Origin of the sequence: Bacillus sp. FSL L8-0193 (genome assembly GCF_037976065.1) — a bacterium.
Taxonomy (GTDB): Bacteria; Bacillota; Bacilli; order Bacillales; family Bacillaceae; genus Bacillus; species Bacillus paralicheniformis.
In genome coordinates, this window is the sequence record NZ_CP150261.1 from 1,178,506 (window position 1) to 1,196,963 (window position 18,458).

Annotated in this window: 19 protein-coding genes; 12 read left to right on the forward strand and 7 right to left on the reverse strand. The window is 47.2% G+C overall.

The genetic code is table 11. The features are described from left to right. Nucleotides 1-107 precede the first annotated feature (107 nt). From MHH76_RS05870 to MHH76_RS05885, 4 genes are all read left to right on the forward strand, one after another. Nucleotides 108-659: an XRE family transcriptional regulator gene (locus tag MHH76_RS05870; RefSeq protein ID WP_003180313.1), complete on the forward strand. Its 552-nt coding sequence runs from the start codon at nt 108-110 to the stop codon at nt 657-659. A 12-nt stretch (nt 660-671) separates the two neighbouring features. Then, the gene (locus tag MHH76_RS05875) at nt 672-1,388 is read left to right on the forward strand and encodes an AzlC family ABC transporter permease (RefSeq protein ID WP_003180314.1); all 717 of its coding nucleotides are present in this window, start codon (nt 672-674) and stop codon (nt 1,386-1,388) included. Then, on the forward strand, nt 1,381-1,692 hold the full coding sequence (locus MHH76_RS05880; protein ID WP_025811755.1) for an AzlD domain-containing protein: 312 nt from the start codon (nt 1,381-1,383) through the stop codon (nt 1,690-1,692). The genes MHH76_RS05875 and MHH76_RS05880 overlap by 8 nt, the downstream gene beginning before the upstream one ends. Before the next feature lie 71 nt (nt 1,693-1,763). Continuing rightward, the gene (locus tag MHH76_RS05885; protein WP_039072637.1) at nt 1,764-3,020 is read left to right on the forward strand and encodes a M48 family metallopeptidase; all 1,257 of its coding nucleotides are present in this window, start codon (nt 1,764-1,766) and stop codon (nt 3,018-3,020) included. 57 nt (nt 3,021-3,077) lie between these two features. Here the strand turns inward: MHH76_RS05885 and MHH76_RS05890 are convergent, their stop codons facing one another. Continuing rightward, nucleotides 3,078-4,214: a S8 family peptidase gene (locus MHH76_RS05890; RefSeq protein WP_043054574.1), complete on the reverse strand. Its 1,137-nt coding sequence runs from the start codon at nt 4,212-4,214 to the stop codon at nt 3,078-3,080. Between the two features lie 384 nt (nt 4,215-4,598). Here MHH76_RS05890 and MHH76_RS05895 point away from each other — a divergent pair, with 384 nt between their 5' ends. The 4 genes from MHH76_RS05895 to MHH76_RS05910 all read left to right on the forward strand — a co-directional run bounded on the left by MHH76_RS05895 (nt 4,599) and on the right by MHH76_RS05910 (nt 8,719). Further along, on the forward strand, nt 4,599-5,528 hold the full coding sequence (locus MHH76_RS05895; protein ID WP_020450820.1) for a DMT family transporter: 930 nt from the start codon (nt 4,599-4,601) through the stop codon (nt 5,526-5,528). A 110-nt stretch (nt 5,529-5,638) separates the two neighbouring features. After that, nucleotides 5,639-6,616: an ABC transporter substrate-binding protein gene (locus tag MHH76_RS05900; protein WP_023856572.1), complete on the forward strand. Its 978-nt coding sequence runs from the start codon at nt 5,639-5,641 to the stop codon at nt 6,614-6,616. A gap of 82 nt (nt 6,617-6,698) precedes the next feature. After that, nucleotides 6,699-7,697, forward strand: coding sequence for an iron ABC transporter permease (locus MHH76_RS05905; protein ID WP_023856573.1), 999 nt, complete (start codon nt 6,699-6,701; stop codon nt 7,695-7,697). Continuing rightward, nucleotides 7,697-8,719, forward strand: a complete 1,023-nt coding sequence (locus MHH76_RS05910; RefSeq protein WP_043054264.1) for an iron ABC transporter permease — start codon at nt 7,697-7,699, stop codon at nt 8,717-8,719. The genes MHH76_RS05905 and MHH76_RS05910 overlap by 1 nt, the downstream gene beginning before the upstream one ends. Before the next feature lie 30 nt (nt 8,720-8,749). Here the strand turns inward: MHH76_RS05910 and MHH76_RS05915 are convergent, their stop codons facing one another. From MHH76_RS05915 to MHH76_RS05925, 3 genes are all read right to left on the reverse strand, one after another. After that, complete coding sequence (locus MHH76_RS05915) at nt 8,750-9,322, reverse strand: histidine phosphatase family protein (RefSeq protein WP_020450824.1); 573 nt, start codon at nt 9,320-9,322, stop codon at nt 8,750-8,752. Between the two features lie 291 nt (nt 9,323-9,613). Next, nucleotides 9,614-10,906, reverse strand: coding sequence for a globin-coupled sensor protein (locus MHH76_RS05920; RefSeq protein ID WP_025811745.1), 1,293 nt, complete (start codon nt 10,904-10,906; stop codon nt 9,614-9,616). Nucleotides 10,907-11,012: 106 nt separating this feature from the next. Further along, entirely contained in the window at nt 11,013-12,542 is a 1,530-nt protein-coding gene (locus MHH76_RS05925; RefSeq protein WP_023856580.1) for an FAD-dependent oxidoreductase, read from the reverse strand. Between the two features lie 141 nt (nt 12,543-12,683). On the opposite strand from MHH76_RS05925, the gene MHH76_RS05930 reads away from it, so the two are divergent. Beyond that, the gene (locus tag MHH76_RS05930; RefSeq protein WP_020450827.1) at nt 12,684-13,541 is read left to right on the forward strand and encodes an SDR family oxidoreductase; all 858 of its coding nucleotides are present in this window, start codon (nt 12,684-12,686) and stop codon (nt 13,539-13,541) included. 68 nt (nt 13,542-13,609) lie between these two features. On the opposite strand, the gene MHH76_RS05935 is transcribed toward MHH76_RS05930, so the two are convergent. After that, nucleotides 13,610-13,843, reverse strand: coding sequence for an IDEAL domain-containing protein (locus tag MHH76_RS05935; protein WP_020450828.1), 234 nt, complete (start codon nt 13,841-13,843; stop codon nt 13,610-13,612). 272 nt (nt 13,844-14,115) lie between these two features. Between MHH76_RS05935 and MHH76_RS05940 the strand changes: the two genes are divergently transcribed. Next, nucleotides 14,116-14,694, forward strand: a complete 579-nt coding sequence (locus MHH76_RS05940; RefSeq protein WP_020450829.1) for a competence protein ComK — start codon at nt 14,116-14,118, stop codon at nt 14,692-14,694. Here the strand turns inward: MHH76_RS05940 and MHH76_RS05945 are convergent. Beyond that, the gene (locus tag MHH76_RS05945; RefSeq protein ID WP_020450830.1) at nt 14,688-15,053 is read right to left on the reverse strand and encodes a hypothetical protein; all 366 of its coding nucleotides are present in this window, start codon (nt 15,051-15,053) and stop codon (nt 14,688-14,690) included. The genes MHH76_RS05940 and MHH76_RS05945 overlap by 7 nt on opposite strands. 207 nt (nt 15,054-15,260) lie before the next feature. Between MHH76_RS05945 and MHH76_RS05950 the strand changes: the two genes are divergently transcribed. Next, a complete protein-coding gene (locus tag MHH76_RS05950) occupies nt 15,261-15,872 on the forward strand; it encodes a TVP38/TMEM64 family protein (protein WP_020450831.1) in 612 nt (203 codons plus the stop codon). 12 nt (nt 15,873-15,884) lie between these two features. Continuing rightward, a complete protein-coding gene (gene lepB / locus MHH76_RS05955) occupies nt 15,885-16,403 on the forward strand; it encodes a signal peptidase I (RefSeq protein WP_020450832.1) in 519 nt (172 codons plus the stop codon). Nucleotides 16,404-16,531: 128 nt separating this feature from the next. On the opposite strand, the gene MHH76_RS05960 is transcribed toward lepB, so the two are convergent. After that, on the reverse strand, nt 16,532-18,307 hold the full coding sequence (locus MHH76_RS05960) for a S8 family peptidase (RefSeq protein ID WP_025811741.1): 1,776 nt from the start codon (nt 18,305-18,307) through the stop codon (nt 16,532-16,534). Between the last annotated feature and the right edge of the window lie 151 nt (nt 18,308-18,458).

Below are 18,458 nucleotides of genomic sequence, written 5' to 3' on the forward strand. Positions count from 1 at the left end.
CCTCAGGCTATTTATTTTCTCCGTTTAATGGCTTTTCATCCTAAAAAATTATGCTATAATGTTCAATAAATTATACAAATGTTCAATTTATTGAGAGGAGGCAGAAGATGAATTCGATTGAAAAACAAGTCGCAGAAAACATAAAGAGGCTGCGAAAAGTCCGCAATTACAGTCTTGATCAATTGTCATCGATGACTGGCGTCAGCAAAGGCATGCTCGCGCAAATTGAAAAAGGCTCTTCAAGTCCGACGATCACAACTTTGTGGAAGATCGCAAACGGGCTGCAAGTATCATTTACTTCCTTGGCAGAAAAGCCCGCGGGGGAGCCGACGGTCGTCAGAAAGCATGAGAAAACGCCCGTTTTGGCCGGAGAAGAAAAATACGCGGCATTTCCGCATTTTCCCTTCGACCAGAAAAAGAAGTTTGAAATCTTTTATATTGAACTTGCGCCCGGCTGTGTACACGAATCAGAGCCTCACCACGGAGGAATTGAAGAGTATGTGCTCGTCTCTAGAGGAGCGATCGCGGTGACGGCGTGTGATTACACCTGCAGCCTGAACGAAGGGGATGCGATGCATTTCACCGCAAACACCGTGCATACGTACGAAAACAACACGGAACAAACGGCATCATGTTATACACTCATTTATTATCCGTAAAGAGGTGTCAAGATGGAAAAGCACGATTCACTCAATTTTCTAGACGGGCTTCGTTCAGGGGTTTCCCTTGCCGTCGGCTACATTCCGGTCGCTTTGACATTCGGGCTTTTGGCGAAAACAACGGGGCTGTCGCTTTTTGAAACGTTTTTGATGAGCGCCCTTGTTTTCGGAGGAGCGTCCCAGTATATGTCTTTAAGCATGCTCGCCGTTCAAACGGGAATCATCGAAATCGTTATGACGACGTTCATTGTGAATATCAGACATTTTTTATTTTCGGCGACTTTGAATCAATTGGTAGAAAAAGATTCGCCTTGGAAAAAAGCGTTTTACTCATTTTTCGCGGTGACAGATGAATCGTTTGCCGTCGCTGCTCTAAGAAAGGAAAAGCTAACGACCGGGTATATGATCGGCCTTGGTTCGATCGGATATGTAAGCTGGGTTTTTTGGAGTGCGGCCGGGCATTTTGCAGGGGCCGCCATGCCGGCTGTTCTCCAGGAAAGCATGAGCATCGCCCTTTATGCCATGTTTATCGGATTGTTGGTGCCGCCTTTGAAAAAACAGCGAAAAGTCCTGCTGCTGGCGGGGGCGGCTGCGTTATTCAATACGGTTTTCCAAATGAACGGAATATTGTCGGCAGGATGGTCGATCGTCTGCGCTACGCTTTTATCTGCCGTCCTGATTGAATGGCTGTACCAATTTAGAACAGAGGGGAAGAGAAACTATGTTTAGCCCGATCATCTGGATGATTATCGGCATGGCTGCCGTTACATATGTGCCGCGGGTGGTGCCGCTTATTGCTTTTGAAAGCCTGAAGCTTCCCGGATTTTTGGAGCGCGTGCTGAAAAATGTGCCGTACGCCGTCTTAGGGGCTCTCATTTTTCCGGGAGTTTTTTTGGTGCAAAGCGGTATGCTCTACGGACTTGCCGGCGCTCTTATCGCATTTTTATTTTCCTATTTTGGAGCAAGCGTCATAGTCGTCGTGATGGGGACGATTTTGACGCTCGCAGGCGCCGGCCTCTTGCTCTCATTGTAAGGCTTGGTTCTAACTTTCGCATGAAAAGCTTACAATAGAAGTAACTGCTATGTGAGAGGAAGTGATTCGCCATGCGGAAATGGATCGCGGGAGCCGGTCTCCTGTATGTGCTGTACGGCCTTTTTTTCTATTGGTATCTCTTTATGGCCGGTGAACCCTCCGTTCCTGAGGCGCTGAAAGGGACAAGCGCAGACCCGGCGGCATTTATGAACGAAAGAGAACTCGTGCTGACGGAAGATTACTCGAAAATAAAGGACTTTATGTTTTTTATCCGGATTCCGTTTGAATGGTTTTTATTTTTTATATTGTTGATTGCCGGTTTATCCAGGAAAATGAAAAATTGGGCGGAGCAGACCTCGAAGAGGAGAAGCATTCAAATCACGGCATATGTTTTTGCTTTGTTTCTGATCGTCACGATCGTTTCTTTGCCGCTTGACTGGATCAGCTATCAATATTCGCTTGACTACGGCATATCAACCCAGACAACCGCGAGCTGGATCAAAGACCAGGTGATCGACTTCTGGATCAGTTTTCCGATAACGGCTGCGGCGGTGATCGTCTTTTACTATTTGATCAAAAAGCATGAAAAACGCTGGTGGTTTTATGCCTGGTGTCTGACGGTTCCGGTTACGCTGTTTTTATTTTTTCTCCAGCCGGTTGTCATTGATCCTTTATACAATGACTTTTATCCGCTGAAAAATAAAGAGCTTGAACAAAGCATTCTGAAGCTGGCCGATCAGGCGGATATTCCTGCGAATCACGTCTATGAAGTGAACATGTCTGAAAAAACGAATGCGTTAAATGCCTATGTAACAGGAATCGGCGCCAATAAAAGGATTGTGCTCTGGGATACCACGCTGAACAAGCTGGATGAGCCGGAAATTTTATTCATCATGGCGCACGAAATGGGACATTATGTGATGAAGCATGTTTACATAGGACTTGGCGGGTATCTGCTTTTATCCCTTGCTGTCTTTTATGTGATCGACAAGCTGTACAAGCGGATCATCGGCCGCTATGGAAGAAGCCTTCATATTGCAGGAAAATCCGATCTAGCCGCACTTCCGCTTCTTCTGATGCTGATGGGGGTCATCTCTTTCGCGTCGTCTCCATTTACGAACGCAGTTTCGAGGCATCAGGAAAAAGCTGCTGACCAGTATGCGATTGAACTGACGCAAAACAGCGATGCAGCGGTTTCGACGTTTCAAGAGCTCTCAAAAGCCGGGCTGAGCGAGGCAAACCCGCCGTTTCTCGTCAAGATTTTTAAATACGGCCATCCGACGATCATGGAACGGATTCAAAATATTGAACAACCTTCATCAGAATGAAGAAAAAGCTAGTGCTAAAAACACTAGCTTTTTCTATATGCTATTTGTTAGAATATGTTATTGAGCGGCAGCTTCGACATTGATCAGACCTTTCCCATAGTAGAAGGAGCTTCCCAAATAAGTCGCCGTGCTGGAGAGACGGTTGCGGACTTGTGAAGCTGAAAGGTTCGGATGTTTTGACAAGATCAAAGCTGCTGCTCCCGCTACATGAGGAGAAGCCATTGACGTTCCGTTCAATGTTGCATAAGTGTTCGTTGGGTAAGTGCTGTATACGCCTGCGCCAGGAGCCATGACTTCAAGCTCTGCTCCCACACTGGAAAATGAAGCTCTGTTGCTGTTAGAGTCTACCGCACCAACAGCGATGACAGAATCGTATTTCGCAGGATAGCCAATTGTATTCGTGTTTCCTGAAGATCCGCTGTTCCCTGCTGCAGCTACAACGACAACCCCTCTTGCATATGCATTGTCGACTGCCTGTTTCATCGCTGTCGAGCCTGATGCTCCCCCAAGGCTCATATTGATAACATCCATGCCGTTTGTTGTCGCCCACTCGATTCCGCTTACAATGCCGCTGTATGATCCGCTTCCGCTTGAATTCAGTACTTTAACCGCGTACAAGGATACGCTTGGCGCAACGCCTAATACACCCGTTGTATTGTCAAGCGCAGCTACTGTACCGGCAACATGCGTGCCGTGTCCGTTGCCGTCGGTGTTATAAGCTTCGCTAGCCACAAAGCTTGCTCCGCCGACTACGTTCAAGTCCGGATGAGAAGCTTGGATTCCTGTATCCAGGACGGCTACTTTTACATTCGCTCCCTTAAAGCCTTGAGCCTGCACTTTGTCCGCTTTAATGAGAGGAATGCCGTAAGGAACGGTTTGCGCCAAGGCATGGGCCACATGATCCTCTTCCACATAAGCGACATCCGGATCATTTTTGACTTCCTTAAGCGCTTCTTTGTCTAGCTTCGCTTTTGCCGCGTTGATGATTCTAAACTGCTTGTCCACTTTTCCGCCGCTCTCTTTGATGATGTCCTTTTTGACAGATGCGGTTTTCACTCCTGACTTAAATCCGACAATATAATCCTTTTCAACATTTTTCGCCGGTTGAGCAGCAGAAGCGGAATCGCTGAATGCCATCGTGAACACGAGCATGAAGGCCGTCAGCATCCCAAGCCAAAAACTCTTTTTCCTCATCATTACTCACTCTCCTCCTCTTTATTCAGAATAATTTAAATAGAAGGATAATATAATCTATTCCAATTATTCTGTTAATTTATTATAGAAAAAAAATGAATTATATGGTAGGCCTATTTTTTTGGAGGACCAATTTAAAATTTTTTGGTTATTAATAACTGTTTTAGAAAAATGTTCAGTTCGAAAGTATGAATAGACCGCTTCAGCCTGGCAGGGAAAGAGGTCCCGAGGGCCGCGAATGACAGGAGATTGCTCCATCTGATTCATTTTATGAAAATACTATTCATTTATTTTATGAGATCATTTTTTGCCGAAGGAGGTTGCGGCCTTGTCGATCATCTATTAAAATATGCAATATATCGCATACAGAAACGGGTGAAAGATATGAAATCAGCTCATGTGAAAGGTGTATTGATGGTGCTTGCAGGGGCTTCATTGTGGGGATTATCGGGAAGCGCTGCACAGTACATATTTGAAAGGGGAGCGGTTGAAGCCGGCTCGCTTGTCTCTGTCAGGCTTCTGGCATCGGGAGTCATTCTCTTGTTATATGTTTCAATGAAAAACGGTTTTCAACATGTGTGTAAGATATGGAAGAAAAAAACAGATATTTGTTCGATTTTAGTATTTTCCATTTTTGGAATGCTTGCTGTTCAATATACGTTTTTTGCTTCAATCGAAAAGGGTAATGCCGCGGCTGCTGCAATTCTTCAATACTTGGCGCCTTTTTTCGTATTGTTTTACCTATATGTTAAAAAAGAACTTCCGCCTAAGTGGAAAGATGCCGTACTTACTTTATTGGCGCTTTTCGGCGTGTTTCTTCTTTTGACAGGCGGAAGGCCGGACAGTTTGTATATTCCGGCCGAGGCCGCCGTTTGGGGCATTTTGTCCGGTGGAGCGCTTGCTTTCTATACGGTTTTTGCAGGAGGATTAATTCAATCGTTCGGTGCTTTGACGGTTACGGGATGGGGTATGCTCGTCGGAGGGGCCGGAATTTCTTTTTTGTTTCCGCCGTTTCGGTTTGACCTTTCGCACATTGGGGCAGGGGAGGCGGCAGCCATTCTGTTTGTTGTATTGTGCGGCACAGCTTTGGCGTTTGCCCTATACATCGGCAGCCTTTCTTATCTTTCCGCAAAAGAAACGAGCTGCCTGAGCTGCGCCGAACCGCTAGCGGCTGTTTTGTCGTCGGCGGTCTGGCTGGGTGTGCCGTTCAATGCCTTTCAAGGTGCCGGTACGGTAATGGTGATCATCACGGTCATCATTCTTTCCCTCAGCAGAGAAAGCAAAGCGGGGGATTCCGTGAATGAACGGGTGTAGAAAGGAGAAGGAGGCTCCTTTCTTTTTTTTATAATGATAATGATTATCGTTGTCATTGGTATGAAGTGTTGCTATAATAATTTCGTCTACTACCAGAAAAGGAGATACATATGAAACCTAAGTATTTTGCTATTTTATTCCTATTGATGATATCAGTGTTGACAGCCTGCTCGGGGGGAAGCGAAAGTACAAAAACCTCCAGTCAGGATTCCGTGACAGTTAAGCACGACTTAGGAGAAACGAAAGTAAAGAACAATCCGAAAAAAGTTGTTGTTCTTGAATTGGGTTTTATTGATGCGCTCCTTGATGCGGGCATTAAGCCTGTCGGGATTGCGGACGACGGCAAACCTAAGTTTATTAACGAGAAGGTCAGAGAAAAAATCGAAGGGTATACTTCAGTCGGTTCGCGCGCCCAGCCAAGTTTTGAAAAAATTGCTTCTTTAAAGCCCGATTTAATAATTGCCGATTCGAGCAGGCACAGCGGTGTCTATGATAAACTGGCGAAAATTGCGCCGACAATCGCGCTGAAAAACTTGAATGCAGATTATCAGGACACGCTTGACGCGTCTCTTACGATTGCGAAAGCCGTCGGCAAAGAAAGCGCAATGGAGAAAAAGTTGGCTGAACATAAACAAAAGCTGAATGAATTGAAACAGAAATTCGGGAGCCGGAAACAGAGTATTCTTCTGCTCGGAAACACAAATGAAGCAATCACTGTGCGCGACGAAAACTTTTTCACGTCTCAGCTTCTGACGAAAATCGGCTATACATACGGTGTCAGAGACAGCAGCAAAGGCGATGGCGAAAACGGTGAATCCGTCAATATTAAAATGACGCTTGAGCAGCTGCTTGAGAAAGACCCCGACACCATTGTCCTGATGACGGGAGAAAAAGATAAAGTCGATGAAGACGGGAAAAGACCGATCGAAAAAGACCCTCTTTGGAAAAAGCTCAACGCTGTCAAAAACGGCAAGGTTTATGAAGCCGACAGATTCGCCTGGTCGCTCCGCCGCAGTATTGACGGAGCAGATGCGCTGATAGATGAAATCGGTCAGCATCTTCTGTCTGAGGATCAAAAGAAATCTTAAGAGCCTGCCGGCTTGCTGAACGGGATGACGCATGCTTTTTACAAAAGCATGCGCTTGTTTTTTTCTAAAGGAGTGACCTGTTTTGATATATATGAAACGTTTTGCACCGCTCATTTTTGTTTTTCTTTTGCTCGCGGGTTTTGCGCTTTCTGTTTCAATCGGTTCGTCAACGATTGCGCTGCCCGACATTTGGGCAGCTGTGTTTATGTACGACGGTTCAAAATTGCACGCGATTATTCAGTCCATCCGAATTCCGCGCGCCTTGGCCGCCGCATTCATCGGCGCGAATCTAGGGGCCGCGGGCGCACTGATGCAGGCGGTGACAAGAAATGCGCTGGCATCTCCGAGCATCTTCGGAATCAATGCAGGGGCCTCTCTTGCTGTCGTATGTTTGACGGTGATGTTTCCTGCGCTTGCCGCTCCCCAGACAGCGATGGGAGCCGCTTTTGCCGGCGGTGCCGCGGCCGCGCTGGTCGTGTACGCGGTTGCCTCAGTATTCAGCGAACACGACAGGGATATCAGCTTTGCCTTGATCGGTGTCGTCATTCAGGCGATCATTGCTTCGATGACGCAAATGCTGCTCATTTTTCATGAAGAGTCGACGGAAACGCTATTGTTTTGGCTTTCCGGTTCTTTAGCGGGGAGCTCGTGGGATAAGCTTCATTTGTTGATTCCGGTAAGCATTGCAGGTTTGTTGACGGCTCTGGCCTTAGGGAGGGCGGCTTCCGTCATGAGTCTCGGAGATGATGTGTCACATGGGCTGGGACAAAATGTATGGCTCAGCAGATTGTTCATCGCTTTCACTGTTGTTGCGCTGGCAGGAGCATCGGTGTCCGCTGCCGGACCGATTGGTTTCATCGGTTTGATGGTTCCTCATATGATCCGGTATCTGATGGGGGCTGACTATCGGTTCGTGATTCCGTATTCGGCATTGCTTGGAGCCGTTCTTTTGCTGTTTGCTGATATTCTGTCCCGCTTTGTCTATTTTCCGTACCAAACGCCGGTCGGAGTTGTCACGGCAATGATCGGGACGCCGTTTTTCATCTATTTGGCGAGAAGACGGAAAAAGGGGGCGGCATGATGAACAATGCGGAAAGAAAAATGAAAAGACGGCGCGGGCAATCGGCGCTTGTCTTCTCTGCGTTATGCGCCTGTTTGTTGATGCTCATTGTACTCAATTTGGCGATCGGCGATGAAAACATCGGACTGTGGGACGTAATGAAATCACTGGCAGGGCAAGGGGATGCAGGAGTCCGCTTCTTGGTGATGGAATTTCGAATGCCGCGCATCCTTCTCGCTGTGCTTGCCGGAGGGGCGCTTTCAATCGCAGGTGTAGTCGCACAATCGCTGATGAAAAATCCGCTGGCCGCCCCTGACACGCTTGGCATTACAGGAGGAGCGGGATTGGGCGCTGTGATCGTTACGGTCTTGTTTTCACAGCAAAGTCCGCTTCTGCTGACAGGCGCCGCCTTTTCAGGAAGCGTTTTGGCTGCGGCTCTCGTCTATTTATTGGCTTATCGAAACGGGATTTCTCCTGTGCGGCTGGCGCTTGTCGGGATCGCGGTCAATGCTTTTTGCCATTCGGGTATTCAGCTACTCATTTCAAGGGGGAGCCCGAATGTCAACAACGCATTAATTTGGCTGAATGGAAGTCTGTGGGGGAGAGACTGGGATGATGTACTGTCTCTTTTCATATGGTGTTGTCTGGTCATTCCTCCGTTATGGTTTGCGGCAAAACCGCTCGATATCATCAAATCAGGGGACGGGATTGCCGTCGGCCTCGGCATCCGGCTCGAAAGAACGCGATTTCTGCTGCTTGCCGGTGCGGTCCTGCTGACAGCTGCGGCTGTGACTGCCGTGGGAACAATCGGTTTTATCGGGCTGATGGCGCCCCATATCGCAAGAAAGCTGGCAGGGGCTGAAACGAGGATCTTGATTCCCGTTTCAGCTCTCGTCGGCGGCATCGTTCTTTTGATAGCCGATGCCGCCGGAAGAGGCCTTGTGCCGCCGCTTGAAATACCGGCTGGATTGATCGCAGCCATTATCGGCGGTCCGTATTTTATCTATTTACTGCGCCGCGAAGCGAGGCGGGGGAGAGCATAAAAAAGACGGCATCAACCTTGCCGTCTTTTTTTAATTTGACAAATGGTGTGAAAGATTGTAATCCTTCACATGCCATTTATTTTCATGGAATTTGATGTTGCTTAGGCACGCATTGACGAGCTTCGTATTTTCCAGGTTGATGTCGCCGTTTGAGATTTTTGACAGAAGGGCGTGTATCGCGGCTCCGTGTGCGACGATCAGCACTTTTTTGTCCGGATACCGCTCGCTGACCTTTTGAACGCCGGCCATCAGCCGTTCGGCAAGCGCTTCTTTTGATTCCTGATTCGGATATTCTTTATCGGGGTAGAGCCTCGTTCTTTCTTCGAATGGCATCCCTTCTGCATCTCCGTAATTCCTTTCGATGAAATCTTCCATTTCAATGATTTCAAGTCCCAGGTATTGATTGATGATTTCAGCGGTTTCTTTCGCTCTTCTTAAAGGGCTTGTAATGATGACGTCCCAGTCGGACCCTTTCAAAAACGCCCCGGTTTCTTTTGCCTGTTTTTGACCGGTTTCATTTAAAGGGATATCGGTTCTTCCCTGCAGTTTTCCTAAAGCATTCCAGTCTGTCTCGCCATGCCGGATCAAACAAATCGCAGTCATTCTGAAAAATCTCCTTTCGATGTCGGCTTTCGCGTTTTTCGGTGATATGGCTATTATACTAAATTTAAAAAACAGAACCACGAAATATGACTGGCACAGAACAACATTTACACGATTTTTTCAAACAGGAGCGTAGCGCCGATTCTGCGGAATTGAAAACATCACTGAGCGTTGCCATTATGGCTGTGAATATATCTTTGACTTGCATAGCAGACTTTCAAATAACGTAATAGAATCAGGTTTCAAAAGCAAAATACACAGGTCATGAATTGACCTGTGTACGGTAGCAGCTTATTTTTTTGTCAGCTCTACGAGAGAATCGACTGAAACCGCGACTTGTGACACGGCGGCATTCACATCTTGAAGGCCGCTTAAAAATGCCTGCAGATCGCCTTCGATTCGGCCGCTTTGCTCTTTGCTCGTTTTCATATTGGAGACGATATCATCGAATAGATGATTGATCTCCGACATCTTGTCTTTGCTTTCGTTCACGAGCTGGTTTACATCTGTAATATGCTTCGTGACGATCGAGATTTGCGCGTTTGTGTTATTGACGAGCTCAGATACGGTGGAGACGGTTTTTTTCGTATCATCGGACAGCTTTCTGACTTCGTTTGCGACGACTGCGAACCCTTTGCCGTGCTCCCCCGCTCTTGCAGATTCGATCGAGGCGTTGAGCGAAAGTAAATTCGTCTGCTCGGCAATGCCTGTTACGATTCCGAAAATCTTTTCGATCTGCAGCGCGATTTCTTCCAGCTTTTTAATTTCCTGCTCGATTTGCGTCATGCTGCTTCCCATTTGATTCAGCTGGTGTTCCTGCTCCTCAAGCTCCTTTTTTCCGCCGATCGATTTTTGTTCGACAGAAACAGCTGTCTTCGTTCCGGCTCTTGACGTTTCGGCGATTTCGGACGATTTGTCGACCAATTCCTGTACAGCGCCCGTTGTTTCGGCAAATAAAGCGGCCAAAGAACCGGAAGTATCTTTGATTTGCCGGTGAAGGTCATTTTTGCTCTCTTCATCAAGTCTGCGGAGCCTTGCATGCTCGTCTTCAAAGGCCTCGAGGACGATCTGCTGTTCGATGTTGAGAATTTTGGTGACGGCTTTGACTGACCGCCTGTATTCCTCATCGGATAATGCGTTTTCAAAGATTGACAGCATGGAAAGAAGGAGATCTTGAAATGCCCCCAGATACCACTTTGGCAAGAGCCCAATCCGAAGATGAACGTGGGCGATCCGGATCCTTTTTTCTAAAAAGGCTTCGTCGATGACACCTGAAAACATTTCCTGGATGTGGATCGTCAATGTCTTTTTGAGACGGTCAACTGAGCTGTGGTCATGGATGATCTCCATCAAAGAGTTTTCATGCTCAAGGTTTTGGTAAAACCGGGTGACGATGGTTTCGATATGTTCAGTGACTAAAGGCTTCAGCCTGCTCAGCACCCAAAGATCCTCATCCGTCAAATCGACCATTGCCAGCTGTTTTTTAAATTCTGCGTGCTGATTGAGCCTGATTCTTTTTGTTTGGTCAGGACCTTCTTCAGCAAAGAATGATCGTTCTGTCTTTCTATCCTTTTTGAATAACACGATCGTATCCCCCTGTAATCGTTAATGATAAAACTGCCGTTTTTATGAAATTTCCAGCATTTATCTTTTTATCGGCAATTTTTCATTACTTTTTAACTTGTACACCTCAGCTTTCCGGATCTTTCAAAGGTTCTACGGCAGGACCCTCGATGACATCGCCGTCGACCGAAAACCTTGAGCCGTGGCACGGACAGTCCCACGTCTTTTCTCCGTCGTTCCACTCGACTTCGCAGCCCATATGGGTGCATGTTGTGTCAACCAGATGAAGCTCGCCTTTTTCATCGCGATAAGCACCCGCACGTTTCCCGGCATGTGATACGACCGCACCTTCTCCGTTGACAAGGTCTTCCGGCTTCCTGATCGGCTGTTCGAGTTTTCCTTCGGCAAAGTGTTTTGCAACATCCGCGTTATAGGAAATGACTTTTTTGATGCTTGGATCCGGGTGGAAACGGGCCGGTTGAAAGACGGCTTGATAAGGATTGTCTTCGCCTGCGATATGGTCTGTCATCAACTGCGCGGCGAGGGTGCTTGTTGTCATGCCCCATTTCCGAAAGCCGGTGGCGACGAGAATGCGCTTTTCTTTCGGATAGATCGGCCCGATATACGGAATTTTGTCAAGCGTGATTAAATCTTGCGCTGACCAGCGGTAAGGGATCGATTCAATGCCGAACACGCCTTCTGCAAATGATTCAAGCGCCTGATAATGCTTGATTGTATCCTCTCCCTGGCCGGTTTTGTGGCTTTCACCGCCGACAAGAACCATTTCTTCTCCGTCAATCGTCACCGAACGGAGCGAGCGTGAAGGCTGATCTATACTTAAATACATGCCGCCTGGATACGGCGTTTTCGGCTTGACGGCGAGCACGTATGACCGGCTCGGCTCAAGCCTTGCAAAATAGAAGCCTTTTTTATCATGAAACGGAAAGTGCGTGCAGCACGCGACATAATCGCTGAAGATTTGATGCCCGTTTCTTGTCAGCACTTTTGGCCGGTCGCCTTCTTTGATTTCTTTAGCCGCCGTGTTTTCGTAAATTTTTCCGCCGGCTTCCAGGACGGCCTCTGCAAGGTGTTTCAAATAGTGGAGCGGATGAAACTGGGCCTGGTTTTTCATAACAAGTCCTGCTTTCATATCGATTGGAACGGGGAGATCTTTGATGAATTCCCTGTCAATCCCGAGCTTTTGATATGCCTCATATTCCTTTCTGATTTTTTGTACCGATTGTTCTTCAGTTGTGTAAATGCATGCGTCCTGTTCTTCAAAATCGCACGGAATCTTTTGCTCAAGCACGAGGTTTTTGATAAAGGACAGCGCCTTGAGGTTTGCTTCATAATACAGTCTCGCATTTGGCATTCCGATGTGCCCGATCAGCTCATCATAGATCAGATCATGCTGTGCGGTGATTTTGGCTGTCGTATAGCCGGTTGTTCCGTCGAGTATCCGCCCGGATTCGATCAAGATGACGCTGTAGCCTTTTTTCGTCAGTAAATAAGCAGTCGTCAGTCCGGTCATGCCGCCGCCGATGACGGCGACATCTGTTTTGACATCTTCAGACAGTTCTTCGAACTTAGGAAGATCTGTACTGTTTCTCCAATACGATTCAGGCGAGTCCGGCAGTTTTTGTTCTTGATTGCTCACAAAGTTCCCTCCATCATCCATCTGTTTTGTTCTTAAATTTCCCCAATTGAGAAATATTCATGCATGTGAAACGGCTTGTCATAAAAAAGGGGCGTTTTCATAAAATAGTAAGGTTGAATCGATGTGAAGGAGGGAATCGTTTTGAGCAAGCAGCCGAAGAAAGTACTGCCTCCCCAGCACCAAACACAGCGTCCGGGATTGGAGTATTTGATGGATCCCCGGCCCGTTTTTGACCGGCCGAAACGAGAGCGGAAACTGGCCGGGAAAACCGCGATTATTACGGGAGGAGACAGCGGAATCGGCCGTGCCGTATCCGTTTTGTTTGCGAAGGAAGGCGCGAACATTGTCATTGTCTACTTAAATGAACACCGCGATGCAGAAGAAACAAAGGGGTATGTGGAAAAAGAAGGGGTCGGATGCAAGCTGATCGCAGGAGACATCGGAGACGAGGCTTTTTGCAACGATATTGTGCGCCAGGCAAAGGAAGCATTCCCAACGATCGATATACTCGTCAATAATGCGGCTGAACAGCATCCGCAAAAGGGAATCGAAAAAATTACAAGCCATCAGCTGATCCGAACGTTTCAGACGAATATTTTTTCAATGTTTTATTTGACAAAAGCTGTGCTGCCGCATTTGAAAAAAGGCAGCTCAATCATCAATACCACTTCGATTACGGCTTATGCCGGCAATGAAAGGCTGATCGATTATTCTTCGACGAAAGGAGCGATTACATCATTTACGCGTTCGCTCGCTTTGTCGCTCGTCGATCAGGGCATCCGTGTGAACGGGGTGGCACCGGGTCCGATTTGGACGCCGCTGATCCCGTCGACGTTTACGGAGAGAGAGGTCGAAATATTCGGTTCAACAACGCCGATGGAACGGCCCGGACAGCCTGCTGAAGTGGCGCCGAGCTATTTGTTTCTAGCCAGCGACGATTCTTCCTACATGACGGGCCAAGTGCTCCATGTCAACGGCGGAACGATTATTAACGGATAAAAAGGCCGGGACTATTTCATAAGCCGGCTTTTTCCGCGTAAAAAAGCCAATCCGGGAGGGATTGGCCGTTATGCGTGCTTTTTCAGCGCTGTATATTCTCTTGAAAGCTCAAGGAAAGATTGCTTATCTCCTTTGTCTAATGCTTCATTAATCTTCTTGTTCAGCGTGTGCAAACGCCGTTTAAAAAGCGATTCATCAAGGACCATTTGAATGTAGATATCCGTGATGGTTACATCAAGTTCTTTCACCTTTTGGGTATTGCGGGACTTCATGAGCTCAGCGTACGACTTTTTCTCTTTCATAAAGATTCCCCCTGATGCCTTTTTTATAGTATATGGATTACGCAACAAAAAATCAATAAGTATTTATAATTTTTAGATAATTATTCGAAGGAGCGTGTTTATGAGAATAAAAGTTTGTATATTTGGACAAAGAAACACGGATTTAATCGAACAAAATATAAAAATTGCATTTTAAAAACATATTTTCAAATTAATTGGAAAAAATCCTGTCGTTTTGTAAAGGATAATGTTAGATTAATAGTATAAATTTACTAACGATTAGGAGGATCAAGATGAGCACAGAGGATATGACAAAAGATACGTATGAAGTAAACAGTTCGACAATGGCTGTCCTGCCTCTGGGAGAGGGGGAGAAACCCGCCTCAAAAATACTCGAGACCGACAGGACTTTCCTCGTCAATATGAAGCCGTTTCAGATCATCGAAAGAAGCTGCCGCTATTTCGGGTCGAGCTATGCGGGGAGAAAAGCGGGCACATATGAGGTCATTAAAGTTTCCCATAAACCGCCGATCATGGTGGATCACTCAAACAATATTTTTCTTTTTCCCACATTTTCCTCAACTCGTCCTCAGTGCGGGTGGCTTTCCCATGCGCATGTTCACGAGTTTTGCGCGGCAAAGTATGACAACACGTTTGTCACGTTTGTCAACGGGGAAACGCTGGAGCTGCCCGTATCCATCACATCTTTTGAAAACCAGGTTTACCGAACGGCATGGCTGAGAACAAAATTTATCGACCGGATTGAAGGAAACGCCATGCAGAAGAAACAGGAATTTATGCTCTATCCGAAGGAAGACAGGAATCAGCTGATATACGAATTCATCCTCAGGGAGCTGAAAAAGCGCTATTGATCGGGAGCGGCTTTGAATAAATAGTGCTCAAGAAGCGCGGATACCTGATTGCGGATGCGGGGATTAAAATAGTTATGCTCTTCTTCGTATCCTTCATATATAAAGGAGTACATCGTAAAGGCTTCGTCCCGTGACACTTCGTGCACCTTGATTTTCCGCCGGCGCAGTTCATTTTTCACGTCGTACAGATCGCGCTGGGCAAGCTTTAACGCCTGTTCGATCAGACGCTGATAGGGGTCTTTCAGCTTGAATGGCCCCTGCTGGATGATTTTCATGTCCCGGTTTAATATGCTGACGGTCATCGGGAGGTAAATCGCCTTTTCAATCATATCCCTGGCTTCAGCGGGAATTCTTGTCATGGCTTTTCTCCTCATTTCTTTTGTTGATAAGGAACGTTTGTTCTGTTTTTATTTTACACGAAAGACGGCCTTTTAATCAAGAACGGGAAAAAATGACTAAAATGATCAAGTTGTTTCAGACTAATACAGAAAACACCGAGACGGATGATTTAAAGTTTTTGATTTAAAGTGTAGAATAGAAGTAGACAACCGCCCTGAGGAGAATCAATGTTGGAGCAATTATTCAGCTATTTTACAGAAGAGAATTTAACAGAGTTTTTTCAGAGCTACAGAGCTTTTGGTCCTTTTGTAGCCGTTCTGCTGCCGTTTATTGAAGCGCTGCTCCCGTTTTTACCCCTGCTCGTGTTTGTTGTCGCCAATGTAAATTCGTTCGGTTTATGGCAGGGGTTCTTGTTGACGTGGATCGGGGCATCTTTAGGCTCTATAGCAGTTTTTCTTTTTATCCGCCATTTCGGCCAGCAAAGAGCACTCGGTTTTATCCGCAGGCATCCATCCGTAAAAAAACTGATGATCTGGGTGGAAAAACGGGGCTTCGGTCCGCTGTTTCTCCTGCTTTGCTTTCCATTCACGCCTTCGGCAGCGGTAAATGTTGTGGCAGGACTTTCGAGAGTCAGCCTGCTGCCTTTTTCACTGGCGGTGCTTTGCGGCAAGTTCGTGATGATTTTTATGGTGAGCTTTGTCGGCCATGATCTGAAGGCGCTTTTTACCCAGCCTTTGCGGACAGCTGCCGTGATCATCGTCATGCTGATCTTATGGTACGCCGGAAAACGGGTTGAACATCGTCTGAACGTGAGATTCAGCCAGAGAGAGAAAGACTAGGGGGACACAGAATTGAAAAAGCGTTTTTTGGTCATAGCCGGGGTGCTGCTTGTCATCGTCGTCGGAATTCAGGTCAAAAATGCCGTTTTCATTGAATATAAAGTAGAAGGCGTCAGCATGAATCCGACCTTTCAGGAGGGCAACGAACTTTTGATCAACAGGTTCGCCCACCACTTTAAAACAATCAGCCGATTTGACATCGTGCTGTTTAAAGGACCTGACAAAGATATATTCATTAAAAGGGTGATCGGGCTTCCGGGCGAAACCCTCCGGTATGAAGATGATCAGCTGTATATCAACGAAGAAAAGATCAAAGAGCCTTATCTGGACGATTTAAAGGCCGTCACTGCCGGAGGGGACTTGACAGGGGATTTTACGCTGAAGGAAGTGACCGGAGAGGAAAAGGTGCCTGAAAATGAGTACTTCGTCCTCGGGGACAACCGGATCCACAGCTTTGACAGCCGCCATTTCGGCTTTGTTTCAGACCGGGACATCGTCGGGATTGTGACGGAAAGAATTGATAAAAAGTGATTGGAGAATGCGGCGGAAAGCAAGCGCCCGGCCGAAAGGAATACGATGTCGCAATTGTCGTGTCCGAGCAGAACAGCATCAAAAAAGACGTATTCGCAAGAAAAGCCCGGGATTCCGGGCTTTTCTTGCTATTTCAGTTTGATCGCATTGATTCGTTTTTGCAGCTTCGTTTTTTCGGCGGATGCTTTCAGCTTGCTGACCGCTGATTGCGCTGCCGATTTTGTTTTTTTCGTTCTCTTTTGTTCGGCCGTTTTAACTTTGGCTTTCGCCGCTGCCACTTTTTTGTTATAGGCTGACGCGGCTTGCTTTTTCGCGGTGTTCAGCTTTTTTTGCAGATTTGATTTGTCTTTTCCGGCAGGCAGCTCATTAATCGCTTTTTGCGCTTTGCCGAGGTTTGAGTCTGTGGCCGCTTTTTCAGCTTTTGCAACGGCCTGCTTTGCGGTGTTCAAGAGGCTTGAGCGGACCGCATTGATCCGTTTTTGCAAATTCGTTTTGAAAGTACCGCTGTCGAGTTCATTGACCGCTTTTTGGGCTGCGTCGGCATTGGTTTTCTTTTTTTGCTTCTCTGCGAGTTTTACTTTGCTTTCGGCTGTCTTTTTAAGCTGCTCTTTAACAGCATCGAGCCTCTTTTTCAAAGCGGTTTTATCGGCGTTTGCAGGCAGCGGTTCGATCGCTTTTTGCGCGGTTTGAATGTCCGCTTTTTTCTTTGTCTTTTCCGCTTGTCCGACTGCTTTTTGCGCTTTCTCCAACGGCTGTGTGATCTCTTTGAAGCGGATTAATCCATAGCCGAACAAATGATCACGGCCGGGAGCGCCCAAGTCGCTTGTATAAATCTGCATTTTCTTGCGCAGCTCAGGATTTGAAGCGGTTGGGTACAGCTGTTTCAAAAGAGCAAACATTCCGGTGACGTGCGGCGTTGCCTGTGAAGTGCCGCTTCCGATTGCATAGCCGCGGTCGGAAGATGTACTGATAATCGATGTGCCGGGAGCGGCAAACTCGACGGCGCTGCCGGTGTTGGAAAATGAGGCGATCTGATTTTTTTCATTGGTGGCCGAGACGGCAATGACGCTGCTGTAGGCGGCCGGGTAATAAACGGATTTTCCGTTTCCGGCATTTCCGCTTGCACCGACTAAAATCATTCCCCGTTTGTATGCTCTATCTACTGCATCGTGGAGAACTTGACTGTCGCCTGAAACGACGAGGCTCATATTGATGATATCGATTCCGTACTGGATCGACCAATCGATGCCTTGTAAGATGCCTTTCAGATCCCCCGAACCATTCCGGTCCAGCGCTTTTACGGCATACAGCTGCGCGCCGGGCGCGATGCCGTCGATCCCCCGTCCGTTATGCTTCGCTCCGATGATTCCGGCAACATGAGTTCCGTGGCCGTTATCATCACGGTATGAAGCGGTATAGCCGACCATCGATGCACCGCCTGCGATTGACAGCTCTTCATGGGGGGAAATCCCGCTGTCAATAACCGCAATTTTCACCTGTTTCCCTGTCAAACCTTTATTCCAAGCCAGTGCGGCTTGAATCGGCTTGATGTTCCACTGTGAAAACGCGGAGGCGGTTTGCGCTGTGCTGCTGGAGACAGCTTTTAGAACGGTGCTGTCGGCAGCAGCTACCGGGAGGTTGTCTTCGACATACAGGACGTCGGGATCTTGTTCAAGTTCCCGCACTGTTTTGTCGTCCGCAGTAACAGCAGCTGCGGGAATGTGCCGGTAAACGTGTTCTACCGTGTCTGCTTGTTCGATGACGTTTTCTTTTCCGCTGGCATTTTTATATACGACAATGACTTCGTTTTCCTGCTTATTGCTTTCCGCTTGAATGCGGGGTGAATTTGCGGAAAAACCGACGAACATTGCAGCGGACACCGCGATTTTCCATAACTTTCTCATCCGGCTCTCCTCCTTATTTAGCGGCATTCGCTATATATATCGGAGAATTTTTGAATTTTCAAAGAGAAAGAAAGCCGATCTTAAGGGCGCCCGTCGTGCAACTCAGTTCTTGAAATGTTAAGAACGCTGCTATATCAACGTTTGGGGAGCC

Bases quoted from the DNA above. Each gene is read 5' to 3' on its own strand.
- MHH76_RS05870 (WP_003180313.1), top strand. From the start codon at position 108: ATGAATTCGATTGAAAAACAAGTCGCAGAAAACATAAAGAGGCTGCGA.
- MHH76_RS05875 (WP_003180314.1), top strand. From the start codon at position 672: ATGGAAAAGCACGATTCACTCAATTTTCTAGACGGGCTTCGTTCAGGG.
- MHH76_RS05880 (WP_025811755.1), top strand. From the start codon at position 1,381: ATGTTTAGCCCGATCATCTGGATGATTATCGGCATGGCTGCCGTTACA.
- MHH76_RS05885 (WP_039072637.1), top strand. From the start codon at position 1,764: ATGCGGAAATGGATCGCGGGAGCCGGTCTCCTGTATGTGCTGTACGGC.
- MHH76_RS05890 (WP_043054574.1), bottom strand. From the start codon at position 4,214: ATGAGGAAAAAGAGTTTTTGGCTTGGGATGCTGACGGCCTTCATGCTC.
- MHH76_RS05895 (WP_020450820.1), top strand. From the start codon at position 4,599: ATGAAATCAGCTCATGTGAAAGGTGTATTGATGGTGCTTGCAGGGGCT.
- MHH76_RS05900 (WP_023856572.1), top strand. From the start codon at position 5,639: ATGAAACCTAAGTATTTTGCTATTTTATTCCTATTGATGATATCAGTG.
- MHH76_RS05910 (WP_043054264.1), top strand. From the start codon at position 7,697: ATGAACAATGCGGAAAGAAAAATGAAAAGACGGCGCGGGCAATCGGCG.
- MHH76_RS05915 (WP_020450824.1), bottom strand. From the start codon at position 9,322: ATGACTGCGATTTGTTTGATCCGGCATGGCGAGACAGACTGGAATGCT.
- MHH76_RS05935 (WP_020450828.1), bottom strand. From the start codon at position 13,843: ATGAAAGAGAAAAAGTCGTACGCTGAGCTCATGAAGTCCCGCAATACC.
- MHH76_RS05940 (WP_020450829.1), top strand. From the start codon at position 14,116: ATGAGCACAGAGGATATGACAAAAGATACGTATGAAGTAAACAGTTCG.
- MHH76_RS05945 (WP_020450830.1), bottom strand. From the start codon at position 15,053: ATGACAAGAATTCCCGCTGAAGCCAGGGATATGATTGAAAAGGCGATT.
- MHH76_RS05950 (WP_020450831.1), top strand. From the start codon at position 15,261: ATGTTGGAGCAATTATTCAGCTATTTTACAGAAGAGAATTTAACAGAG.
- MHH76_RS05960 (WP_025811741.1), bottom strand. From the start codon at position 18,307: ATGAGAAAGTTATGGAAAATCGCGGTGTCCGCTGCAATGTTCGTCGGT.